Annotated in this window: 20 protein-coding genes; 10 read left to right on the plus strand and 10 right to left on the minus strand. The window is 65.0% G+C overall.

From position 1 onward, the window contains the following. Window position 1 precedes the first annotated feature (1 nt). From AWY79_RS02095 to AWY79_RS02110, 4 genes are read right to left on the minus strand one after another with little or no spacing between them, the layout of a single operon-like run. Window positions 2-832 (minus strand): thiamine pyrophosphate-dependent enzyme, encoded by an 831-nt coding sequence (locus AWY79_RS02095; protein WP_199533829.1) that lies wholly within the window; start codon window positions 830-832, stop codon window positions 2-4. A gap of 44 nt (window positions 833-876) precedes the next feature. Beyond that, the gene (gene porA / locus AWY79_RS02100; protein ID WP_066799655.1) at window positions 877-2,073 is read right to left on the minus strand and encodes a pyruvate ferredoxin oxidoreductase; all 1,197 of its coding nucleotides are present in this window, start codon (window positions 2,071-2,073) and stop codon (window positions 877-879) included. After that, entirely contained in the window at window positions 2,070-2,309 is a 240-nt protein-coding gene (locus AWY79_RS02105) for a 4Fe-4S binding protein (protein ID WP_199533830.1), read from the minus strand. Before AWY79_RS02105 ends, porA begins: the two co-directional genes overlap by 4 nt. 40 nt (window positions 2,310-2,349) lie before the next feature. Beyond that, window positions 2,350-2,889: a 2-oxoacid:acceptor oxidoreductase family protein gene (locus AWY79_RS02110; protein WP_066799659.1), complete on the minus strand. Its 540-nt coding sequence runs from the start codon at window positions 2,887-2,889 to the stop codon at window positions 2,350-2,352. 484 nt (window positions 2,890-3,373) lie between these two features. Between AWY79_RS02110 and AWY79_RS02115 the strand changes: the two genes are divergently transcribed. Genes AWY79_RS02115 through AWY79_RS02150 form a run of 8 tightly spaced genes read left to right on the plus strand, consistent with a single transcriptional unit; the run spans window position 3,374 to window position 10,662 of the window. Further along, complete coding sequence (locus AWY79_RS02115) at window positions 3,374-3,937, plus strand: 4Fe-4S dicluster domain-containing protein (protein ID WP_066799661.1); 564 nt, start codon at window positions 3,374-3,376, stop codon at window positions 3,935-3,937. After that, entirely contained in the window at window positions 3,934-4,836 is a 903-nt protein-coding gene (locus AWY79_RS02120) for a CoB--CoM heterodisulfide reductase iron-sulfur subunit B family protein (RefSeq protein WP_066799663.1), read from the plus strand. Before AWY79_RS02115 ends, AWY79_RS02120 begins: the two co-directional genes overlap by 4 nt. A gap of 31 nt (window positions 4,837-4,867) precedes the next feature. Then, a complete protein-coding gene (locus tag AWY79_RS02125) occupies window positions 4,868-6,847 on the plus strand; it encodes a CoB--CoM heterodisulfide reductase iron-sulfur subunit A family protein (RefSeq protein WP_066799665.1) in 1,980 nt (659 codons plus the stop codon). Beyond that, entirely contained in the window at window positions 6,814-7,278 is a 465-nt protein-coding gene (locus AWY79_RS02130; protein WP_066799667.1) for a hydrogenase iron-sulfur subunit, read from the plus strand. Before AWY79_RS02125 ends, AWY79_RS02130 begins: the two co-directional genes overlap by 34 nt. 11 nt (window positions 7,279-7,289) lie before the next feature. Then, window positions 7,290-8,243 (plus strand): 4Fe-4S dicluster domain-containing protein, encoded by a 954-nt coding sequence (locus tag AWY79_RS02135; protein ID WP_066799668.1) that lies wholly within the window; start codon window positions 7,290-7,292, stop codon window positions 8,241-8,243. Continuing rightward, on the plus strand, window positions 8,243-9,301 hold the full coding sequence (locus AWY79_RS02140; RefSeq protein ID WP_066799669.1) for a 4Fe-4S dicluster domain-containing protein: 1,059 nt from the start codon (window positions 8,243-8,245) through the stop codon (window positions 9,299-9,301). The genes AWY79_RS02135 and AWY79_RS02140 overlap by 1 nt, the downstream gene beginning before the upstream one ends. A 2-nt stretch (window positions 9,302-9,303) precedes the next feature. Then, complete coding sequence (locus AWY79_RS02145) at window positions 9,304-10,158, plus strand: FAD/NAD(P)-binding protein (protein ID WP_418055038.1); 855 nt, start codon at window positions 9,304-9,306, stop codon at window positions 10,156-10,158. Window positions 10,159-10,182: 24 nt separating this feature from the next. After that, a complete protein-coding gene (locus AWY79_RS02150; RefSeq protein ID WP_066799670.1) occupies window positions 10,183-10,662 on the plus strand; it encodes a ferritin-like domain-containing protein in 480 nt (159 codons plus the stop codon). Between the two features lie 488 nt (window positions 10,663-11,150). On the opposite strand, the gene AWY79_RS02155 is transcribed toward AWY79_RS02150, so the two are convergent. Further along, on the minus strand, window positions 11,151-11,789 hold the full coding sequence (locus AWY79_RS02155) for a peroxiredoxin (protein WP_066799671.1): 639 nt from the start codon (window positions 11,787-11,789) through the stop codon (window positions 11,151-11,153). A 215-nt stretch (window positions 11,790-12,004) separates the two neighbouring features. On the opposite strand from AWY79_RS02155, the gene AWY79_RS02160 reads away from it, so the two are divergent. Next, complete coding sequence (locus AWY79_RS02160; RefSeq protein ID WP_066799673.1) at window positions 12,005-14,914, plus strand: insulinase family protein; 2,910 nt, start codon at window positions 12,005-12,007, stop codon at window positions 14,912-14,914. A gap of 392 nt (window positions 14,915-15,306) precedes the next feature. Here the strand turns inward: AWY79_RS02160 and AWY79_RS02165 are convergent, their stop codons facing one another. The 4 genes from AWY79_RS02165 to AWY79_RS02180 form a co-directional block, all read right to left on the minus strand. After that, window positions 15,307-16,209, minus strand: a complete 903-nt coding sequence (locus AWY79_RS02165; protein ID WP_066799675.1) for a TIGR01777 family oxidoreductase — start codon at window positions 16,207-16,209, stop codon at window positions 15,307-15,309. A 113-nt stretch (window positions 16,210-16,322) separates the two neighbouring features. Beyond that, window positions 16,323-17,297 (minus strand): ABC transporter substrate-binding protein, encoded by a 975-nt coding sequence (locus AWY79_RS02170; RefSeq protein ID WP_158509833.1) that lies wholly within the window; start codon window positions 17,295-17,297, stop codon window positions 16,323-16,325. 138 nt (window positions 17,298-17,435) lie between these two features. Then, window positions 17,436-19,628, minus strand: a complete 2,193-nt coding sequence (locus AWY79_RS02175; RefSeq protein ID WP_066799677.1) for a sensor histidine kinase — start codon at window positions 19,626-19,628, stop codon at window positions 17,436-17,438. Between the two features lie 12 nt (window positions 19,629-19,640). Continuing rightward, complete coding sequence (locus AWY79_RS02180) at window positions 19,641-20,228, minus strand: DUF4390 domain-containing protein (RefSeq protein ID WP_066799679.1); 588 nt, start codon at window positions 20,226-20,228, stop codon at window positions 19,641-19,643. A gap of 116 nt (window positions 20,229-20,344) precedes the next feature. Between AWY79_RS02180 and AWY79_RS02185 the strand changes: the two genes are divergently transcribed. Beyond that, window positions 20,345-21,229, plus strand: coding sequence for a universal stress protein (locus AWY79_RS02185; RefSeq protein ID WP_066799681.1), 885 nt, complete (start codon window positions 20,345-20,347; stop codon window positions 21,227-21,229). Window positions 21,230-21,317: 88 nt separating this feature from the next. Here the strand turns inward: AWY79_RS02185 and AWY79_RS02190 are convergent, their stop codons facing one another. After that, entirely contained in the window at window positions 21,318-22,805 is a 1,488-nt protein-coding gene (locus AWY79_RS02190; RefSeq protein ID WP_066799683.1) for a sensor domain-containing diguanylate cyclase, read from the minus strand. Window positions 22,806-22,849 lie beyond the last annotated feature (44 nt).

Below are 22,849 nucleotides of genomic sequence, written 5' to 3' on the forward strand. Positions count from 1 at the left end.
ACTAGACTCTTCCTTCCATCAGCCGGTCGTAGGCGGCGTCGACTTCCTGGCGAACGGCTTCCACCTGTTCGTCGCTGATGCCCTTGAACCGGCCCTGCAGCTTGAAGTAGTCGGTGAGCGGCTTGGGCTTCTTGACCTCTTTGGTGATCGACAGCACGCCGTCGACGATCTCGAACAGCGGCCAGCAGCGGGTGGTCACGGCCAGTTGGGCGATTTCCACCGAGGTGTCGGGACGGCTTCTCCAGCCGGTGGGACAGGGGGCGAACAGATGGATGAAGGCCGGTCCGGTCTTGGTGGCCTCCTTGGCCTTGGCGAGCTTCTTGCGGAAGTCTTCGACGAAGCCGATGGAAGCGGTGGCGAGGTAGGGGATGCGGTGGGCGTCGACGATCTTGGCGAGGTTCTTGCGGTAGCCCTGCTTGCCGCCCGGGGTCGTCGTGGTCCAGGCGTAGGTCGGCGTGGATGCGCTTCCCTGGACGCCGGTGTTCATGTACGCCTCGTTGTCGTAGCAGACGTACAGGATCTTGTCCCCGCGCTCCAGGGCGCCGGACAGGGACTGGAGGCCGATGTCGACGGTGGCGCCGTCGCCGGCCATGCCCAGGACGGTGATGTCCTCGCGGCCCTGCATCTCGTACCCGGCCTTGATCCCGGCGGCATAGGCCGCAGTGTTCTCCAGGTTGCCCTGGAACCCCGGAATCTTGGTCACGGTTTCCTTGCCGTAGCCGGAGAACAGCGCGGCGCATCCGGGAGGGATGACCAGCGTGGAGTTTTCTCCGAGGGCCTCCATGATGTAGCGGGCTCCGAGCTCAAGGCCGCAGCCGGCACAGGCGCTCACGCCATGCGCGATCAAACCCCGGCTTTTTGATTTCATCTCAAGCATTACGCGTCGACCTCCCTTAACCTTAAGGCATTATCCTGAACGTCCAGCCACTTGACGGCTGCGACGGTCTTGTCGTTGAGCAACGTATCGAAAGCTTCCTCGATGGTCGTGGGCGGCACGTCGCGTCCGCCCAGGCCCGCGACGAATCCCTGGACTTCAGGGGCCTTGTCCAGAACCTGCAGCGCGCTGCGGACTTCGTTGCAGACCGGCCCGGTTTCGGAACCGAGGCTGGCGCTCCTGTCGATGACGCCGATGTGCGGCACGTGGCCGATCAGTTCGCGAATGGCCTCGGCAGGGAAGGGACGGAACGAAGTGATCTTGAGCATGCCGACCTTGCGGCCCTGTTCACGCATCATGTCCACGGTGTGCTTGATGGTGCCGGACATGGAGCCGAGGGAGACCAGGACCGCCTCGGCGTCCTCGCATTCATACGCCTCGACCATGCTGTACTTGCGTCCGAAGGCTTCTTCGAACTCGGCCATGACGCCCGGCATGAGATCCTGGGCGTAATCAAAGGCCACCGCCTGCTGGAAACGCATTTCCATGAACTCGTTGGACCCGGTCAGGTCGTTGATGAACATGGGATCGTCGGGGTCCAGCTTCAGGTTGTCGTTCTTGTAGGCCGGCAGGAACTTGTCCACGTCTTCCTGGGCGGGGACGTAAACGGCGTCCGGCATGTGGGAGAGGAAGAACCCGTCCAGACAGACCATGGCGGGCAGAAGAACGTCGTTCTTCTCCGCCAGCTTGTAGGCGATCAGGATGAGGTCGAGGACCTCCTGGGCGGACTCGGCGTAGAACTGCATCCAGCCGCCGTCGCGTTCGGCCATGGCGTCCTGGTGGTCGCACCACAGGCTCCAGGGGCTGACCAGGGAGCGGTTGACCACGGGCATGACGATGGGCACGCGGCAACCGGCGGCGACGCCCAGCACCTCGTGCATCAGGGCAAGGCCGACCGAGGCCGTGGCGGTCCCGGCGCGGACGCCGGTCAACTGCGCGCCGATGGCGCAGGACATGGCCGAGTGTTCGGATTCCACGCGGATGTACTTCGCGTCCAGGGTGCCGTCGGTGACGTAATCGGCCAATTTCTCGGAGATCGGGCTTTGGGGGGTGATCGGATAGGCCGAGACCACTCGGATCCGCGCCAGCCGCATTCCTTCGGTGGCGGCCCCGTTGCCGTCGAGCATCACTCTTTTCATGACTTGCAGACTCCTTCTTCCGGCACCATGGAGATGCACTGTTTGGGACAGCGATTCGCGCAGATTCCGCAGCCCTTGCAGTACTCGAAATCAATGACGACGCTGGAGTCGTCATCCGCCTTGGTCACCGTGATGACGTTGGTCGGGCAGAACTTCTGGCATGTCCCGCAATAGATGCATTCCTCGCCGTTGATGACCGGACGCTCCAGCCGCCAACTGCCCGTGTTCGTTGCCAAGAAAACCGTTGCGACCGGCCCTTTCAGGGCCTTTTTTCCGCTAGTTGCTGCGGAGTTCATCGCATGCCTGCTGAGCTGCTGCGGCATTGATCTCACCTGCTTTTTTGAATTTTCTCGTGATGACGGCCTTTGTCGCCTCGATGCCGACCAGTCCTGCGCCTGCCATTGCCCCGCACATGGAGGAGTTGGGAATGTCCCGCTTGATGACGTCCACCGCGATGCGGCGGGCGCCGACGTAATAGGTCTTGTGCTTGTGGAAGGGATGGGAGGGATCGACGCACTCTTCATTGATGATGAAGACGGTATCGGGAGAGACGCCCTTCATGACGTCGACGCCCTTGTCCAGGACGGACATGTCGAAGATCACGACGTAGTCCGGATGATAGACGAACGACTTGAGCTTGATGGGCTTGTCGCTGAGCATCACGTCCGAATAGACGGGTGCGCCGCGGCGTTCATGCCCGTAAGCGGGAACAGCCTGAGCATACTGCCCCTCCTCGATCGCCACGGCTTCCGCAATGATCTTCGCGGCCGTGACCACGCCTTGGCCACCTATTCCGTAGAGCTTTATCTGTTTCAAGAGTTGTCCTCCATTATGGGGGTTGCACATCGTCTTTGGAAAATGCCGATCGTACTTGGATTGTTGGATGTTCTCCGAATGGCGTCCCCGATCGGGTACTGTACCCCAGAAAACGGTTTGCAAATCCGCCGCGATCGTTTCTTCCTGATGCGTTGCACCGCATATGGTTTTAGACGTTGGTAAAATCGGGACCCTATGCCGCTTGACACTGGAACACGGTATGCTGTACCCCAGTTCAGGTTCGGTTCTAGACCGAACGATTTTTGGTGTCAAGGGGGGAGGACGAACTTTGTCAAGCTTTATTCCCAACACCCCGAATAAAAGAGGGGAACCGGTTTTTTTCGGCTTGTCCCATTGGAAATCGGATGGCAGAAGGTTTGTCCGTCATCAAGACAAAGTGGAGGTCCGAGAGGAGCCTGGATTTGAAAGGCGCATTCCAACGGCCGGTGCAACCGGGAAACACAAGACAAGAACGGATGGAACCATGAACGTCATCAATATGAAGGAATCCTATGACGCGGAGTTTGTCCGTGCGGTGGAGCGGGAGAGCGGACAGAACGTCAGCTTGTGCTACCAGTGCGGAAACTGCACGGCGGGCTGCCCGTATACGGAATTTTACGACCTGCCGGTCAGCCGGATCATGCGGGGGCTGCAGGCCGGGCAGCGGGACGCACTGTTGTCCTGCCGTTCCCTCTGGCTGTGCGCCACCTGCGAGTCCTGCACCACGCGGTGTCCCAACAACATCGACGTGGCCACCATCATGGACGTGCTGCGGCACATGGCCCGCAAGGCGGGCAAGGCCCCGGAGCCCGCGGTGAAGACCTTCTGCGACGCCTTTCTCGACTCGGTGCGCCGCCACGGTCGGGTGTTCGAAATGGGCCTGATGACCCGGTACATGGCCCGCACGGGCCGATTCCTGAGCGATGTGGACCTGAGCCTCAAGGTCCTGCCCAAGCGCAAGCTCGCCATGCGACCGCACGACATCGTGGGCAAGGAGAGCATCGCCAGGATCTACGAACGGTATGACCGCAAGGAAGGGAAGCAATGAGCCGCAGTCTGAGATTCGCCTATTATCCCGGCTGTTCCGGTCAGGGAACGTCCATCGAGTACGACCGCTCGACCCGCGGCATCTGCCGGGCCCTCGGCATCGAGCTGGTGGACATCCCGGACTGGAGCTGCTGCGGTTCCACCCCGGCCCACACCGTGGACCACGTGCTCTCCGCCGCGCTGTCCGCGCGCAACATCCTGCAGGCCGAATCCCTGAAGGACGTCAGGGGCATCATCACGCCCTGCCCCAGCTGCCTGACCAACCTCAAGACGGCCGCCCGCCGCATGCGCGACGCGGACTTCAAGGCCCGGGTCGACAGCCTGCTGGACGCACCGTGCCGCAACGACCTGCCCGTCATGTCCGTGCTCCAGGTCATCTACCAGGAGCTGGGACCGGAAGCGGTCAAGGCCCGGGTGACCAGCCCGCTGACCGGGCTGAAGGTGGCCCCGTACTACGGCTGCATCATGAACCGCCCGCCGGAGATCATGGACTTTGACGACTGCGAAAACCCCATCGCCATGGACCGGCTCATGCTGGCCGCCGGGGCCGAGGTCATGCCCTTTCCCCTCAAGGTGGAATGCTGCGGGGCTTCCTTCGGCGTGGCCAGGAACGAGGTGGTCACCCGGCTGTCCGGCAAGCTGCTGGACGCCGCCGCGTGCTGCGGCGCGAGCGCCATGGTCACGGCCTGCCCGCTGTGCCAGATGAACCTGGACCTGCGCCAGGGGCAGATCAACCGGGCCAACGGCAGCAGGCACGACCTGCCCATATTCTACTACACGCAGCTCATCGGCATGGCCTTGGGCCTGAACGGCTCGGACCTCATGCTGGACAAGCTGTGCGTGGACCCCAAAACGCTGCTCCGGCATATGCGCGCCGCCCAGTCCGCGGCGGCGTCGTAACCGGCCAAGCCCCAAGGAGCGTCAATACATTATGCGAATCGGAGTTTTCGTCTGCCACTGCGGCAGCAATATCGCCGGGACGGTCGACGTCGAGCGGGTGGCCCTCGAGGCCCGCGCCTTTCCGGACGTGGCCTTTGCCAGCGACACCATGTACGCCTGCTCGGAACCGGGCCAGGCGGCCATCATCGAGGCCATCCGCGAGCACCGGCTCGACGGCGTGGTGGTCGCCTCTTGCACCCCGCGCATGCATGAGCCCACCTTCCGCAAAACCGTGGAGCGGGCGGGCCTGAACCGGTACATGTTCGAGATGGCCAACATCCGCGAGCACGTCTCGTGGATCGGCAAGGACACGGAGGCCAACACGCGCAAGGCCGCCGACCTGGTGCGCATGGCCGTGGCCAAGCTGGCCAACGACCGCACGCTGACCCCGAAGAAGTTCTCCATCAACAAGCGCGTGCTGGTCATCGGCGGCGGGGTCGCGGGCATCCAGGCAGCCCTGGATTGCGCCGACGGCGGCCTGGAGGTGGTGCTGGTGGAAAAGACCGCCACCATCGGCGGCAAGATGGCCAAGCTGGACAAGACCTTTCCGACCGTGGACTGTTCGAGCTGCATCCTCGGCCCCAAGATGGTGGACGTGGCCCAGCACCCGAACATCACCCTGTACGCCAGCTCCGAGGTGGCCGACATCGGCGGATACGTGGGCAATTTCAACGTCTCGGTCCGCAAGAAGGCCACCTATGTGGACTGGGACGCCTGCACCGGCTGCGGCCAGTGCACGGAGAAGTGTCCGAGCAAAAAGGCCACGGATCGCTTCAACGAGGAGATCGGCACGACCACGGCCATCAACATCCCGTTCCCCCAGGCCATCCCCAAGAAGGCGTCCATCGACCCCGAGTTCTGCATCAAGCTGACCAAGGGCAAGTGCGGCGTCTGCGAAAAGGTCTGCCCCACCCGGGCGATCCGCTACGACCAGCAGGACGAGGTGGTGGAGGAGGCCGTGGGGGCCATCATCGTGGCAACGGGCTACGACCTGTTCGACTGGACGCGGTATGGCGAATACGGCGGCGGGCGGTACCCGGACGTGATCACCTCCCTGCAGTACGAGCGGCTGCTCTCGGCCTCCGGCCCCACCGGCGGCCACGTGAAGCGGCCGTCCGACGGCAAGGAGCCCGAGACCGTGGTCTTCGTCCAGTGCGTGGGCTCCCGCGACAAGTCCGTGGGCCGTCCGTACTGTTCCGGCTTCTGCTGCATGTACACGGCCAAGCAGGCCATCCTGACCAAGGACCACATGCCCGAATCCCAGTCCTACGTCTTCTACATGGACATCCGCGCCCCGGGCAAGATGTACGACGAGTTCACCCGGCGGGCCATGGAGGAATACGGCACCCGGTACATCCGGGGCCGCGTGGCCATGATCTACCCCAAGGGCGACAAGTACGTGGTCCGGGGGGCGGACACCCTGATGGGCGGCCAGGTGGAGATCGAGGCGGACCTCGTGGTCCTGGCCGTGGGCGCCGAGGCCTCCGAGGGCGCGGCCCGGCTGGCCGAGAAGCTGCGGATCTCCTATGATTCCTACGGCTTCTACATGGAGAGCCACATCAAGCTGCGGCCGGTGGAGACCAACACCGCCGGGGTGTACCTGGCCGGTTCCTGCCAGGGTCCCAAGGACATCCCCGCGTCCGTGGCCCAGGGCGGCGCGGCCGCGTCCAAGGTGCAGAACCTGTTCTCCAAGGACCAGCTCGAAAGCGATCCCCAGATATCCAACGTGGCCATAAAGCGCTGCATCGGCTGCGGCAAATGCATCCAGACCTGTCCCTTCGGGGCCATCGAGACGGTGGACTTCCGGGGGATGACCAAGGCTTCGGTCATCGAGACCGTGTGCCAGGGCTGCGGCATCTGCACTTCGACCTGCCCCCAGGGGGCCATCCAGTTGCAGCACTTCACCGACAACCAGATCCTCGCGGAGGTCAACGCCCTGTGTCAGCAATCACCGTTCCGGAATTACGAATAGTCGGCTTCCTGTGCAACTGGTGCTCCTACGGCGGCGCCGACACCGCCGGAGTGGGCCGTTTCCAGCAGCCCACGGACCTGCGCATCATCCGCGTGCCCTGCTCGGGCCGCATCGACCCGCTGTTCGTGCTCAAGAGCCTGGTCAACGGCGCGGACGGCGTGCTCGTGTCCGGCTGCCATCCGCGCGACTGCCACTACTCCGAGGGCAATTTCTACGCCCGGCGGCGTCTGGAGGTGCTCAAGCGGTTCCTGCCCATACTCGGCATCGACGAGCGCCGTTTCGAGTACACCTGGGTCTCGGCCTCGGAAGGCCAGAAGTGGAAGAACGTGGTCCAGACCTTTACCGAACACATCCACGAGCTGGGTCCCGCGCCCAGGCTCGACGCCTCGCTGGTCAAGACGGCGGAAGCCCTGCTGACCGATGCGGCCTGACGGAGAACGCAATGTCGAATCTTGAAGAACTGAAACACGAAATCAAAAAGCGGCTGCCGGACCTGGACGTGGTCATCGGCTGGGAGCAGGGTTTCGACCCGCTGCGGACCAGCCCCCTGTTCATGCGCACCGCGGAGGACGTGGACCGGCTCCTGTGGGGCCCCCTGTGCGTCCACAACCTGGCCACCTACCTGCCCGGGCTCAAAGGCCGGAAGGTCGGCATCGTGGTCAAGGGGTGTGACGGCCGCTCGGTGGTCGAGCTGCTCCAGGAGAAGCTCATCGATCGCGACCAGGTGGTCGTCTTCGCCATGCCCTGCGAGGGGGTGCTGTCCCTGCGCAAGGTCCAAAAAGCCGTGGGCGACCTGGACTATGTGGAGAGCGTGGAGACGGACGCGGACGGCGTGCGGATCACGGCGGACGGCGTCGACCACCTCTTGCGGTTCGAGGACGTGGCCGCCTCCAAATGCGCCCGCTGCGGCGTGCACACCGCCCCGCTGTCGGACGTCCTCGTGGGCGCCGCCGACGCCCGCGAGGCCGAGGACGACTATGCGGACGTAACCGCGTTCGAGACCCGGCCCCAGGAGGAGCGTCTGGCCTTCTGGCTGAGCGAGATGGACCGCTGCGTACGCTGCTACGCCTGCCGCAACGCCTGCCCCCTGTGCGTCTGCCGCGACCACTGCGTGGCCCAGAGCCGCGATCCCCACTGGCTCTCGCAGGAAGACTCCGTGCGGGACAAGTGGTTCTTCCAGATGATCCACGCCGTGCATCTGGCCGGACGGTGCACCGAGTGCGGCGAATGCGAGCGGGCCTGTCCCGTGGGCATTCCCCTGCTGCTCTTCAAGCGCAAGATGAACAAGGAGATCCGCGAGCTGTTCGGCTACCGGGCGGGCATGGACGTCAACGCCGTGCCGCCCCTCCAGGCGTTCAAGGTCGAAGAGGACAACATCAAGGAGAGGACACTGTAATGGCCGCCAAATTCCTTGCGAAAGACAATCTGTCCCCGTGGCTGGCCGAGCTCTCCGCGGCCTACCGCACCCTGGTCCCCCACCGGGAGGGCGAGGCGGTGGTCTTCCGGAAGTTCCATTCCGGCATGGTTCCCGAGCTGGGGCTGCGGCCCACGGTGTCGCCCAAGGGGGCGGTGTTCCCGCAGTGCGAGCCGCTGATGACCTTCCGCTACGACAAGGACGCGGACGATCCCGGCAAGGTCCGGGTGTCCGTGCGCGAACGAAAGGACGAGACCCCGACCGTGGTCGTCGGAGCGCGGAGCTGCGACGCCGCCGGGTTCAACAGCTTCGACCGCGTCTACGTCACGGACAAGGTCACGGATCAGAACTACCTGGCCCGCCGGACGCGCACCCTGATCGTGACCCTGGCCTGCACCAGGCCCGCCACCACCTGTTTCTGCAACTGGGTGGGCGGCGGTCCGGGGGATACGGCCGGTGCGGACGTGCGCATGACCCCGCTTTCCGACGGTTGGCTGCTGGAATCCGTCACCGAGCGGGGCGAAACCCTGCTGGACGGCGCCCTGCTCGAAGACGGCGCGTCCCGCGAGTCCGAGGCCCGCGCCGTTCTGGAGGCGGCCGAAGGGGCCATGACCCCGGGACCGGACCTGTCCGCCGCGCCCGCCAAGCTGCTCGCGCTGTTCGACGACGCCGGTTTCTGGGAGGCCGCGACCGCCAAGTGTTTGAGCTGCGGGGCCTGCACCTATCTCTGTCCGACCTGCTACTGCTTCAACATCACGGACGAGCAGTGCGGTCTGGAGGGCGTGCGGCTGCGCACCTGGGACAACTGCATGTCCTCCCAGTTCACGGAGGAGGCCAGCGGACACAATCCCCGGCCCACCAAGGGACATCGCTTCAAGAACCGGATCGGGCACAAGTTCGGCTACTACCCTTCCCTGCACGGCGGCGCGATCGCCTGCGTGGGCTGCGGGCGGTGCATCAAGAGCTGCCCGGTCTCCATGGACGTCCGCGAGGTCGTGCGCAACGTTTTGGCCGCGCCCGCCGGCCCGGAGGAGATATAGTCATGCTGCTGGAACTCGACATGGCCGACGCCAGGAACCCCTACATGCCCGCCATGGGCACGATCATCGAGATCATCCGGGAGACGCCGAACATCAAGACCCTTCGGATCGTGCTCGACGACGAGCGGGCCATGAAGGACTTCACGTTCCATCCCGGCCAGGTGGGCCAGCTGTCCGTATTCGGCACGGGCGAGTCCACCTTCGTCATCAACTCCTCGCCCACGCGCATGGACTACCTGCAGTTCAGCATCATGCGGACGGGCGAGGTCACGGAAAAGCTGCACACCCTGTCCGTGGGCGACCAGGTGGGCGTGCGCGCCCCGCTGGGCAACTGGTTCCCCTACGAGGACCTGAAGGGGCGGGACATCGTGTTCGTGGGCGGCGGCATCGGCATGGCCCCGCTGCGCACGCTGCTCGTCTACATGCTCGACAACCGGGCGGACTACGGCAACATTTCCCTGCTGTACGGGGCGCGCTCGCCCCAGGACATGGCCTTCAGCTATGAGTTGCCCGACTGGCTGGGCCGCGAGGACCTGAACACGGTCCTGACCATCGACAACCCGGCCGAGGGCTGGGAGCACAAGGTCGGGCTGATCCCCAACGTCCTGCTGGAGATGAACCCCTCGCCCGAGAACTGCGTGGCCGTCACCTGCGGCCCGCCCATCATGATCAAGTTCACCCTCCAGGCCCTGGCCAAGCTCGGCTTCGGAGACGACCAGATCCTGACCACCCTGGAGAAGCGCATGAAGTGCGGGGTCGGCCTGTGCGGCCGCTGCAACATCGGCGGCAAATACGTCTGCCAGGACGGCCCGGTCTTCTCCTATGCCGAGCTCAAGGAACTGCCCAACGAGCTCTAGCCAACCCCAACACACGGAGTCATCATGGCGAGTTTTTTCAAAGCCAATGAAATCGCCCGGACGGCGGTGGATATAGAGCGGAAGGGGCGGGCGTTCTACCTGTGCCTGGAGGAGAACGCCCGCAGCGACGAGACGCGGGAACTGTTCCGTTTTCTGGCCGCCGAAGAGGGGCGGCACGAAGGGATATTCCAGGCACTTCTGGACCGCCTGGGAGACATTGAGCTGCCCGCCTGGGCGACCGGCGAGGAATACGGCATGTATATCCAGGGCTTGATCGAGTCCCATGCCCTTTTCTCCGACCCGGAGGCCGAAAGCCGCATGGCCGCCATGGCCGATGAACGGGAGGCCATCCGCATGGCCATGGGTTTCGAGAAGGACACCCTGCTGTTCTTCGTTGAAATGGAAGCGTTTGTCCCGGACCGCGAAAAGGGGGCCGTGCGCGAGTGCATCAAAGAGGAACAGCTGCACCTGGCCCGGCTGCAACGCATGTACAGCAAGCTGTAAACGTAGGGACGGAATCAAAGGGGACGGGTCAAGGTCCCGCGCTTTATTCGTCCCGCATGGTTCCGCTCGAAAAAACGCCGGTGGCATTTCAATCGTCCATGATTGTATCCGCAGAGCGCCCGCGATAGACCAACTGTAAGCGCCCGCCTTGTTTTTTCAACAAGGCGGGCGCTTACAGTTGGAAAACGTGGCGGGTACTTGCAAGCATCCCGCAGCTCGCCCCGCCCCAAATCGCGGGTTGTTTTTCAAAAAGACAGGAAACAAAGGAAACCTTCCCATACCGGAAAGCCCTCGCGAAGCGACCCAAAAAGTTTTGAAAGGGAGAGGGGATGGGGGTCTGGGGGAAGGGGAGAGGGGAAACTTTTACAAAAGTTTCCCCTCTCCCCTTCCCCCAGCCGCCGGAGGCAGCTTCACAAAAAAGACCCCCGCCGGAGGAGTGGCGGGGGTCGGGGTGCAACAGTCGGAGCGAGAGTGTGAGTTCGCTGCCGTTAGTCGATGGGGTTGAGGGCTTCGTAGACCTTGCCCACCATTTCGTCATTGGGGGTCAGGGTTTTTTCGCCCGGGGTCCACTTGGCGGGGCAGACCTCGGCGGGGTGGTCCTTGAGATAGTTGTTGGCTTCCATCTTGCGGACCAGCTCGTCGACGTTGCGGCCCACGTTGTAGAAGTTGATCTCGGACGAGGCGAGCACGCCTTCGGGGCTAATGATGAAGGTGCCGCGCAGAGCCAGGCCGGTTTCGTAGTCCCAGACGTCGAAGAAGCGGGAGACCTCACCGGTCGGGTCGGCGGCCATCTTGAACTTCACGTTTTCCAGCAGCCGTTCGCTGGTTTTCCACGCCATGTGGGAGAATTTGGTGTCCGTGGACACGGAGATCACCTCGGCGCCCAAGTCGACCAGGGCCTGGTGCTTGGCGGCCAGGTCGGCCAGTTCGGTGGGGCAGACAAAGGTGAAGTCCGCGGGATAGAAGAAGAGAATGGTCCATTTGCCCTGCTTGCGCAGCTCGCCCAGATCCAGCTCAACGAACCCGCCCTCGGTGGGGTCGAAGGCCTCCAGTTTGAACTCGGGCACGGGCTGGCCAACTTTGGCGAAATCAGGGAGATTGTCGTTCACATCGTACTCGTTGCTCATATTAATTTCCTCTGTTTTAAAGAAGTTGAAATATTGTTAGGAATGATTACCGTTCTCAGCACACTAAGGCCGAGCTCTGGCGTCGTCAAGTTTTTTTTGCGATTTTCTCCACTTTGCCCAGCGGCCCGTGGTAGTGTATACCGGGATTTCCCGCCGGGGACCGGAGCCGCACAGGGTTCGGCCCCACCGGCAAGACCAAGAAAAAGAGAGCGACAATGAGTTTCGGCTTTACCAAGATACGGGAAATGGAAATTGCGGAGATGGCCACCAAGGCCGTGGTCTACCGCCACGACAAGACCGGGGCGCGCGTCCTGTCCCTGAGCAACGACGACGAGAACAAGGTGTTCGGCATCTCGTTCCGCACGCCGCCCTCGGACTCCACGGGCGTGGCGCACATTCTGGAGCACTCGGTGCTCTGCGGGTCGGACAAGTACCCGGTGAAGGAGCCGTTCGTGGAACTGCTCAAGGGGTCGCTCCAGACCTTCCTGAACGCCCTGACCTTCCCGGACAAGACCTGCTATCCCGTGGCCTCGGCCAACGTGCAGGACTTCTACAACCTGGTGGACGTCTACCTGGACGCGGTCTTCCATCCCCGGCTGACCGAGAACACCCTGAAGCAGGAGGGCTGGCACTACGAGCTGGAGGCCGCCGACCGCGACCTGACCTACAAGGGCGTGGTCTTCAACGAGATGAAGGGCGCCTACTCCTCGCCCGACTCCCGGCTCTACGAGGCGTCCCAGCAGTCCCTGTTCCCGGACACCACCTACGGCCTGGACTCCGGCGGCGACCCGGCGGTCATCCCGGACCTGACCTTCGAGCAATTCATGGCCTTCCACCGGGACCACTACCACCCGTCCAACGCCTACGCCTATTTCTACGGTGACGACGACCCGCAGAAGCGGCTGGCAATCCTGGACGCGGTCTTCTCGCAATACGAGCCCATCGACGTGGCCCCGACCCGCGTGCCGCTCCAGGCCCGGTTCACCGAGGCCAAGGCCGTGCGCACGGGCTACCCGGCCTCGGACCGGCTGGCCAAGGGCATGTTCACGGTCAACTGGCTGCTGGCCGAGACCTCGGACCCCAACCTGAACCTCGCCCTGCACATCCTGGAGCACATCCTCATCGGGCTGCCCGGCTCGCCGCTGAAAAAGGCCCTGACCGACTCCGGCCTGGGCGACGACCTGGCGGGCGTGGGGCTCGAGGCGGACATGCGCCAGATGTTCTTCTCCGTGGGGCTCAAGGGCATGCACCCGTCCAACGCGGTCAAGGTCGAGTCCATCATCTTCCACACCATCAAGGACCTGGTGGAGAACGGCATCGACGCCCGCGACATCGAGGCCGCCGTCAACTCCGTGGAGTTCTCCCTGCGCGAGAACAACACCGGCTCGTACCCGCGCGGCCTGTCCCTCATGTTCCAGGCCCTGTCCACCTGGCTCTATGACGACGAGGGCGTCGAGGGCGATCCCCTGGCCCTGCTGCCCTTCGAGGCCCCCCTGCGCAACGTCAAGGCGTGGATCGAGAGCGGCGAAAAGATCTTCGAGGAGCTGCTGGCGCGGCTCTTCCTGCACAACCCGCACCGGACCACCGTGCTGCTGGAACCGGACCACACGCTCGGCAAGAAGGCGGCCAAGGAGGAGCGCGACCGGCTGAACAAGGCCAAGGCGGCCATGTCCCCGGCCGAGATCGAACAGGTCATGGCCGACGCCGCCGAACTCAAGCGGCTCCAGGCCGCGCCGGACGACCCCGAGGCGCTGCGCACCATCCCGCGCCTGACCACGTCCGACCTGCCCGCCGAGAACCGGCCCATCCCCACCGAGCTGCGGTCCCTCGCCGGACGCGAGCTGCTTTTCCACGACCTGCCCACCAACGGCATCGGCTACCTGGACTTCGGCTTCGACCTCGCCGCGATCCCGGACGAGCTGCTGCCCTACGCGGGGGTGTTCGGCCGCGCCCTGACCGAGTCCGGCACCGCCGAGCGCGACTTCGTGGACCTCTCCCAGCGCATCGCCCGGACCTCCGGCGGCATCTGGGCGCAGCCCTTCTCCGCCCCGGTCCTGAACTCCGCCGAGCCCGCCGCGCGGCTGTTCCTGCGCACCAAGGCCACGGGCGACAAGCTCGCCGACACCCTGGAGATCGTCTCCGAGATCCTGGCCTCGGCCAAGCTCGACAACAAGGAGCGCATCGGACGCATCGTGGCCGAGGCGCGCGCCCGCGCCGAGCAGCGGCTGGTCCCGTCCGGGCACATGATCGTGGCCACCCGGCTGCGCGCCCGGACCCACGCGGCCCACGCCATGGACGAGGCCATGTCCGGGCTGACCAACCTGCGTTTCCTGCGCGAGCTGGAGCAGCGCGTCGACAAGGACTTCCGCAACGTAGCCAAGGACCTGGAGAAATTCCGTTCCCTGCTGATCAACCGAAGCGGGCTGATCCTCAACGCCACCATGGACGAAGCCCTGTTCGCCCAGGCCGAGCCCGCCCTGGCCCGGGTGGTGGAGAGTCTGCCCGAGAGCGAACCCGCGCCCGTGAAGCGCGCCATGCCCGTTCTGCCCGCCCGCGAAGGGCTGGCCATCCCGGCCCAGGTCAACTACGTGGGCAAGGGTTGCGGCCTGGCCGAATACGGCATCGAGCTGACCGGCGCGGCCCAGGTGGTCAACAAGCTCATCCGCACCGGCTATCTCTGGGAAAAGGTCCGCGTCCAGGGCGGCGCGTACGGCGCGTTCTGCATCCTCGACCGGCTGGCCGGAGCCATCGCCCTGGTCTCCTACCGCGATCCCAACGTGGCCGACACGGTCAAGGCGTTCGACGAACTGGCCGACCACCTCGAAAAACTGAAGATCGATTCCGACGAGCTGGAAAAGTCCATCATCGGGGCCATCGGCGAGATGGACAGCTACCAGCTGCCCGACGCCAAGGGGTTCACCGGCCTGACCCGGCACCTGACCGGCCAGGACGACGCCTATCTCCAGGCCATTCGGGAGCAGGCCCTGAACGCCTCCGAGGCGGACTTCCGCGACCTGGCCAAGGCCGTGCGCGCCAACGCCGAACACGGCGACATCTGCGTGCTCGGGGATTCCCTGGCCATGGAGAACAGCGGATTGGGACTGGATATCGAACAGGTCCTGTAGACGTCCCTTCAAGCCGTAACCGAAACGCCCGGGTCCGCAAGGACTCGGGCGTTCGCGCTTTCCGGGCCGGGGGCCTCCGCCGGGCGGATGCCTCCGGCGGGCAGGGCGCCGCCCTGCACCCGCTCAAGGCCGAGGGCCTTGAGCATCCCATCGCTCGCTTCGCTCGGGGCCGTGCGGGAGCCTTCCGCCGTGCCGATTGGCGATTTCGGGCGGTATTTTTTAATTAAAGACAGGACACGAAGGAAACCTTCCCATATCGGAAAGCCCTCGCGAAGCGACCCAAAAAGTTTTGAAAGGGAGAGGGGATGGGGGTCTGGGGGAAGGGGAGAGGGAAAACTTTTACAAAAGTTTTCCCTCTCCCCTTCCCCCAGCCGCCGGAGGCAGTGTCTTCCCTACTTCAGGATGTCCCGCAGGGCCTCGTCCAGGTGGGGGAAGCGGAAGGTGAAGCCGGCCTTGAGGAGCCGCTCGGGCAGGGCGAACTGCCCGCCGAGGAGCAGTTCGTCGGCCATGTCGCCGAACAGGAGCCGGAGGGCGAAGGGCGGCACGGGCGTCTTGTAGGGCCGGTTCAGGACGGTCCCCAGGATGTGGGCGAACTTGCGGAAGTTGACCGGCTGCGGCGCGGTCAGGTTGTAGGGGCCGCTGGTCTCCGGCTGTTCCATGAGAAACCGGATGGCCCGCGCCTGGTCGCGGAGGTGAATCCAGGACACGCCCTGGAGCCCGTTGCCGGGAGGGCCGCCGACAAAGAACCGGAAGGGAGTGAGGATGCGCGGCAGCGCGCCGCCGTGGCCCAGGACCATGCCCGTGCGGATGATGCAGCGCCGCACGCCCGCGTTCTCGAGCGGCGCGGACGACGCCTCCCATTGGCGGGTCACTTCGGCCAGGAAGCCGGTGCCGGACTCGGCGTATTCGTTGACCGGGGTGTTGCCGCACGGGCCGTAGTAGCCCACGGCAGAGCCCTGGATGAGCACGGCGGGGAGGGCGCTCGCCTTTTGCGCGGCCTGATTGATGCGCTCTCCGGCCCGGACGCGGCTCCGGAGGATGGCTTCCTTGCGCTTGCGGGTCCAGCGCCCTGCGGCGATATTGGCCCCGGCGAGGTTGACCACGGCGGTGTCCGGTCCGAGCAGATCGGGCCAGTCGCCGTTGTCCCAGGGCATGCCGATGACGCCGCCGCCGAACACGTCGGCGACCTTGCCCGGATTACGGGAAAGGACCACGATATCCCAGCCGTTATCCTTGAGTTCCCTGGCCAGTTCCCTGCCTATGAAGCCGGTTCCTCCGGCGATGATAGCGCGCACTCGTCGTATCCTTGGAATTTCTTTGCCGCAGGCGGAGGGCATGCGACGGCTCCAGTTTAGCACGCGCAGGCGCGCAATGCCACACGCGATTGCCTTTTTGCGGTCCTTGCGGACTATTCCACGTAGAGGATGGTCCCGCCCTCCCCGGCCAGGGTGGCGGGCAGGGTGATGTTCCACCGGTCCAGCTCGAAGCGGCTGAACAGGAACTGGCCTTCCTTGGGCGTGACCGGATAGATGGAGCCGGGCGCCTGTCCGGCCAGGATGTCCAGGACCAGGTCGGCGGCGGCCTCGCCCTGAGGCCCGCCGGAATTGACCAGACCGCCAACGGCCTTGCCCTTGCCCACCGTAAAGTCCCAGTAGGCGAAGACCGGCAAGGGCGAGTTGGCCGAAGTCCATCCCAGGACCTCGTCGCTTTCCACGTGGTTGCCCTCCCCGTCGGTCAGGGTGTGGTAAAGGCCCACGAAGATGGCGTCGAACCCCCGCTGCCGGGCGGACAGGACACGTTCCTTCCACTGGGCAAAGGTCTCGATCAGCTCCAGCTCGACGCCGGTGTTGCCGAGGATCATGCGCTTGTGCCCCCGGAAAACGGAGTCGAAGATGACCTCGGAGGTCGCGCTGGAATCGAAGAGGATAAGGCAGTGCTTGAGCCTCGGCCCCATGATCTCGTTGAGAAAGAGGAGGGAGCGCTTGTACAGTGGCCGCTCCAGCACGCCGGTGGCCATCTCCATCTCGCCCAGGTACTTGCGGGGGTTCTCGTTCACGCCGAGGAAGACCACCGGGATGTGGCGGTCCATGAGCGGCCTGCCGAGCAGCTTGACCGCGTTGTCGTCGGTCAGGACCACCACGTCGGGCGGGTCGGCGATGATCTCGGCCAGGAACCGGCCGGCCAATTCCGCATACTGCGCCGGGGTGGTGCGCTTGGTGTCCAGATAGCGGATGTCCAGGTCCGCCCGGCCCGCGAGACGCGCGCTCAGGGCGTCGTTGTGCGCCCGCACCCAAGGGTGCTCGGCGTGGTAGCTGTTGATGACCACGATCCGATAGTCTCCGGCCGCGACCGCGGCGGGGATGAGCAGGAGGAGGCACAACAAAGGCAACCACGGGATGCGCACGATGGGTCCTTGTCGGCTTCGTCCCCCCGTGGATTCGGGAGGACGCACCGCCAACAACTAACACAGCCTCCTGTAGCGAACAATGATTATATGATGCCTGACAGTCGGTTGCGTGGATCAGGCGTCGTGCAGCTCGACGATGAAGACCGTTCCCTTGGGATGGTTGGAGGCCGCGCGGACCATGCCGCCATGGTCGGAGATGATGGACCGGACGATGGTCAGCCCGAGGCCCGTGCCGCCCCGCTTCTTGGTGTAGTACGGCTCGAACATGCGCGAGGAGTCCTTGGGCAGGCCGGGGCCGTTGTCGGCCACGGAGATGGTCACGGTGCCGGAATCGGTGTCGTGGGTGGCGGAGATCTGGACCTCGCCGCCGCGCATGCCCTTGAGCGCCTCGGCCGCGTTGGTCAGCAGGTTGATGAGCACCTTGCGGATGCCCTCGCGGTCAAAGGGGAACTCGCCGATGGGCGTGGAGAAGGAGAGGTCCCAGCGGATGTCCCGGTGGGTGTTGGCGAACATGGCGGTGACCTCTTCCAGCAGCGGGCCGAGCTGGTCGGGCCGGGGCTGCACCTCGGGCAGCTTGGCGTAGGCCGAGAACTCGGTGACCATGTTCTGGAGCCGCTCCACCTGCTTGACGATCAGGTCGGTGCACTCGTTGAAGGTGTCCTCGCCGATGCGCCCGCCGTACTTGCGCTGGAGCCGTTGGGCCGAGAGCTTGATGGGCGTGAGCGGGTTCTTGATCTCGTGGGCGATGCGCCGGGCCACCTCGCGCCAGGCCGCCAGCCGCTGGATCTTCTCCAGCTCGGTGATGTCCTCGAACACGGCCACGTGGCCCCCCACGCGCCCGCCCACGTTCTTGAGCGAGACCACGTTGACCAGGACCTTGATCAGCTTGCCGCGCACCGGCAGGTCGAGCTGGCGCTGCCAAACGCCGCCCGGCTTGGTGGAGAGCTGGGCCAGGGCCTCCTGGACCATGTCCGCGAAATCGCCGGACAGGAACTGGAACGGGACCTTGCCGATGAGGAATTCGCCGGGGATGCCGAGGATGTTCTCGGCCGCGGTGTTCACGGTGCCGATGCGCCCCTCGGAGTCCATGGAGATGACCCCGGAGGTGATGTTGTTCAGCACGGCCTCGATGTACTGGCCGCGCCGCTCCAGCTCCTGGTTCTGCTGGGCCAGCCGCTCGTTGGCCTGGTGCACCGAATCCTGGCTCTGCTCCAGGTCCTCGGCCATGCGGTTGAAGGACTGGACCAGGAAGCCCAGCTCGTCGTCCGAACGGTCCTCCAGGCGCACGGACAGGTCGCCGCGCCCGATGCGCTCGGTGCCTGCGGCCAACGCCTGGACCGGGGCGGACAGCTCCTTGGCCAGCCGGAACCCGAACCAGATGGCCCCCAGGATGATGAGCAGGGCCATGACCCCGAGGGTCAGATATAAATTCATTTTCCACGGGTACTTGCGCGTCTTGAGCTTCTTGTACTCGTCCAGGCCGCGCACGATCTGGTCCAGCCGGTGCAGCAGCCCCTGGCCCACGGTCTCGCCGAGCACCAGATAGCCCGTGCGGCCCTCGTCCACCGGGGTCACGCCCAGCACCAGGTCCGAGCCGGGCTTGGGGATGATCGTGGTCCAGGAGCGCGGGTCGGCGCGCAGGGACTGCCAGTCGATCTTCTCCTTGATCTCGGGCCACGCCTGGCTCCACTGGGCCGTGGCGTGGGTGTTCTGCTCGTTGCCTTCGGGGTTGATGACGCCCACCAGGCTCAGGTCGTATTCGTCGAACTTCTTGTTCAGGTAGTTGTCCATGCCCTTGCCGCCCCAGGCGAACTTGGACTCGATGATCTCCTTGATCATGACCGAGCCGCGCCGCTCCAGCCGGTCCTGGGCCGAGCCGTAGAAGGCGCGCCCCAGCTCCAGGGCCTGCTCCATGGACTCCTCCACCTGGCCCTTGAACCAGTAGTCCACCGAGGTCTGCACGAACTTCACCGAGACCAGGTAGATGAGCGCCGTGGGGATCAGGGACAGGGAGATGAAGGCCAGGACCAGCCGCGTGCGCAGCTTGGAACCGAGCACCCTGCGGCGGCGCTCCAGGATCAGCCGGACCGCGTTGCGCGCCACGTAGAAGAGCATGGCCACCAGGAAGACCACGTTCAGGATGAGCAGGTTCAGGATGAGGTAGTAGTCGCCGCTCAGGTACTTCAGCTCGGCCCAGGTCAGCCCCGCGATGAGCACCACGAAGACCAGGGCCAGGATGTACTCCCGCCGATGCCGTCTTTCGTCCCTGCGGGTGGTGGAGCTTATGCGGATCGGATCGGGCGACACGACGAAAGCCCCCTAGAAGGTGAAGTCCAGCTGGAAGGTGTTGTTGGCCCCGGCGTCCCAGGACCAGAAATAGATGAACCGCATGACGCCCTCGGGCGCGTCCTCCTGGTTCATGGAGGTGGACAGCTTCAGGGAGTACTTTTTGCCGTGCTCCAGCTGGGACCACGCCCCGAGCGGGGTCTCGATGGAGCCCCATCCCTCGTCCAGGACCTTGCTCAGGTCCTCGTCGCGCAGGGTGGCCCGGCCGCCCGGCAGGGTCAGCACGAACTCCCGGGTCAGGGCGTCGAAGTTGATGCGGCTGACGAACTCGCCTTCCGCGATCTCGCGGTCGAACCAGTAGTCGCTCGGCTCCACCAGCCGCACCGCGCATTTGAGCACCAGCACCGCGCCGTCCATGAGCTCGCCCTTGAGGATCGGCTTCTCCTCGACCACCACGCCGAACCGCGCCGTGACCCGCCCGTCCACGTTGGCCAGGGACGGCGGGGTCAGGCTCAGGCTCTGGGCCAGGGCCGGTCCGGCGGACGCGAGCAGGGCCAGGAAGAGTACGGCCAGCATGATCCCCGCAGGGAATTTGGCCCGGTTCCGGTGTTGAATGCGCATTATTCCTGAGGATGTAGCAGTACCCGATTTAAAGGACAAGAGCCGGGCCTTGTCTTTTCCCCGTCCGGCGCGTTAAGTCTTGATTCAATTCGGAACCGACCCCAAGGAGACTCCCCGTGAAAAAAGAACTGCTCCTCGCCATCGGAGACGACCGCGCCGCCTCCTACAACCTCCGTTTTCTCAAGGAAACGTTCGAGAACTTCTGCGACCTCGGCCTGACCCTCTTCTATGCCGCGCCGCGCTCCGCGCTCTGGGACCGCCAGGACGCCGGGCTGCCCCCGTCCGACGCCGCCCTGGAAGAGATGATCGCCCACAAGAAGAGCCGGGGCCAGAAGGCCCTGGACGACGCCCGGAAATGGATCGTCGACATCGCTGGCTGCGACGGCTCCAACGTGCGCACCAAGGTGGTCCACTCCAGGGTGGGGACCGCCCGCGAGCTCATCCAGGAAGCGCGGGAGGGCCTCTACGACGCCCTCATCCTCGGGCGCAAGGGGTTCACCTGGTTCGAGGAGATCTTCGAGAACTCCGTGTGCCACGAGCTGCTCTGGCAGGACATCGACTTTCCCATCTGGGTCTGCAAGCGGCCCTCGGAGACCAAGCGCCACGACGTGCTCCTCTGCCTGGACGGGTCCGACGCCTCCCTGCGCATGGTCGACCACGCCGGGTACATGCTCGCCGAGGAGACCCGCCACACCTTCACCCTGTTCCACGTGGCCCAGGACGGCTACGCCGCCAGCAACGCGGGGCCCCTGTTCCAGGCCGCGCTGGCCGTGCTCGCCGAGCACGGTATCGACGAGGAGCGCGTGGAGCTCAAGATCGTCAACGCCGGGAACCCGGTCAAGGCCATCCTCAAGGAGGCCCGCGACGGCAACTACTCCGCCGTGGGCGTGGGCAGGCGCGGCACCGGCTCCAAGACCCGCATGGAGAACCTCTTCCCCAGCACCGTGTCCGTCAACCTCCTGCGCCAGCTCCAGGAGACCGCGCTCTGGATCAGCAAATAGGCCGCCCGGCCAACCGCTGCGGTGGCCCATGAAAAACCCCCGCCCGGCATGGCCGGACGGGGGTCTTTTCATCGACTTCGGAAACGCTCTACTGCACGGCGTTGCGGGTGGCGGCGTCGTGCCCGGAGACCACGACCATGTTCCGGCCGTTGTTCTTGGCCTGGTACAGCGCCTTGTCCGCCTTGATGACCAGGTCGTCGTCGGTGGTCAGGGAGGACCCCTCCACCGAGGCCACGCCGATGGAGGCGGTGATGGCGAAGTCCTTGCCGTCGAAGTGGAAGCTGCACCCCTCGATGGCCGTGCGCACGCGCTCGGCCAGCTTCCAGGCGGCCTCCTCCGAGGTGTGGGGCAGCAGGACCACGAACTCCTCGCCGCCGTAGCGGGCGCAGAGGTCGGTGGTGCGGAACACCGAGGTCAGGATCTCGCCGACCCGGCGCAGGACCATGTCCCCCGCCTTGTGCCCGTAGGTGTCGTTCACGGACTTGAAATGATCGAGGTCCACCATGAGCAGGGAGAGGTCGTGGCGGTAGCGCGCGCGGCGCTTGATCTCGTAGACCAGCCGCTCGTCGAAGGACTGGCGGTTGTAGATGCGGGTCAGCCCGTCCCGGTCGGCGCGCAGCTTGACCTCCTTGAAGGTCATGGCGTTGCGCAGGGCCAGGCCCACGTGGTTCACGGCTGAGCGCAGGGTCTCTACCTGGTCCTTGCCGAGCCGGTAGCCGGGCTCGCAGAGCAGCACGAGACAGCCGAAGGTCTGGTGCCCGGCGGTCAGGGGCATGGTCACGAGCCGCCCCTCGTCCGGGGACAGGGAATATTCGGGCCGCCGCGCCGGGTCCGTGTAGCCGACCTGGAATCCGTTGACCGAGCCGGCGCCCATGTTGGCGGCCGCCCCCATGATCCGTTCGACCCAGGCGGATTCGACGGCCGGGGCCATCTTGCCGTTGAGCAGGATCTCCACGTCGGCGGCGTCCGCGCCGGAGTTCCAGAAGGCGGCGTGGAGCATCTTCACGGGCAGCACGAGGCCCAGCGAGCTCTTGGCGTTGGCCAGGATGGTGGCGGCCTCCAGGGATTCGGTGGCCGAGGTCAGCAGCTTGTTCAGGAACATGAGCTGGTCGGTCTTGCGGGCCAGGAGCTCGCGCTCGAGCATGATTTCCTCGGTCATCCGGTAGATGTCGGAATAGAGGGACTTCACCTCGCGGGCGCGGAACATGACGTCCTGGACCTTGGGCCGGGTCAGGGGCGGGCGCACCACGGTCAGGAATCCCTCGGAAAGGACCCGGTCCATCTGCAATTCCTCGTCCCCGTCCTGGATCAGGATGCGCTGGGTGTCTTCCTGGCTGCGGTACTCGTCCCGCCGGTGCTCGGCCAGGGAGCTCCACACGGACCACGGAATCCAGGCCGCTGCGGGCTTCTCGTCCTGCGACAACTCCCTGGCCGCGGGATAGGCCCCGGCCGGAAAGTTGCGGATGTGAAAACCGGGGCCGACGCCCTGCTCGATCTGTTCCATGATCGAATCATCGAGGGCGAACCCCCACATGAGTTCGGGCCGCCTGCCGCGCTTCATGGTCTGTCTTGGCATGTCTCCACCAATCTCCTTCAACAACGTCAAAACTTTGGCGGGCA

The organism is Pseudodesulfovibrio indicus (genome assembly GCF_001563225.1).
Taxonomy (GTDB): Bacteria; Desulfobacterota; Desulfovibrionia; order Desulfovibrionales; family Desulfovibrionaceae; genus Pseudodesulfovibrio; species Pseudodesulfovibrio indicus.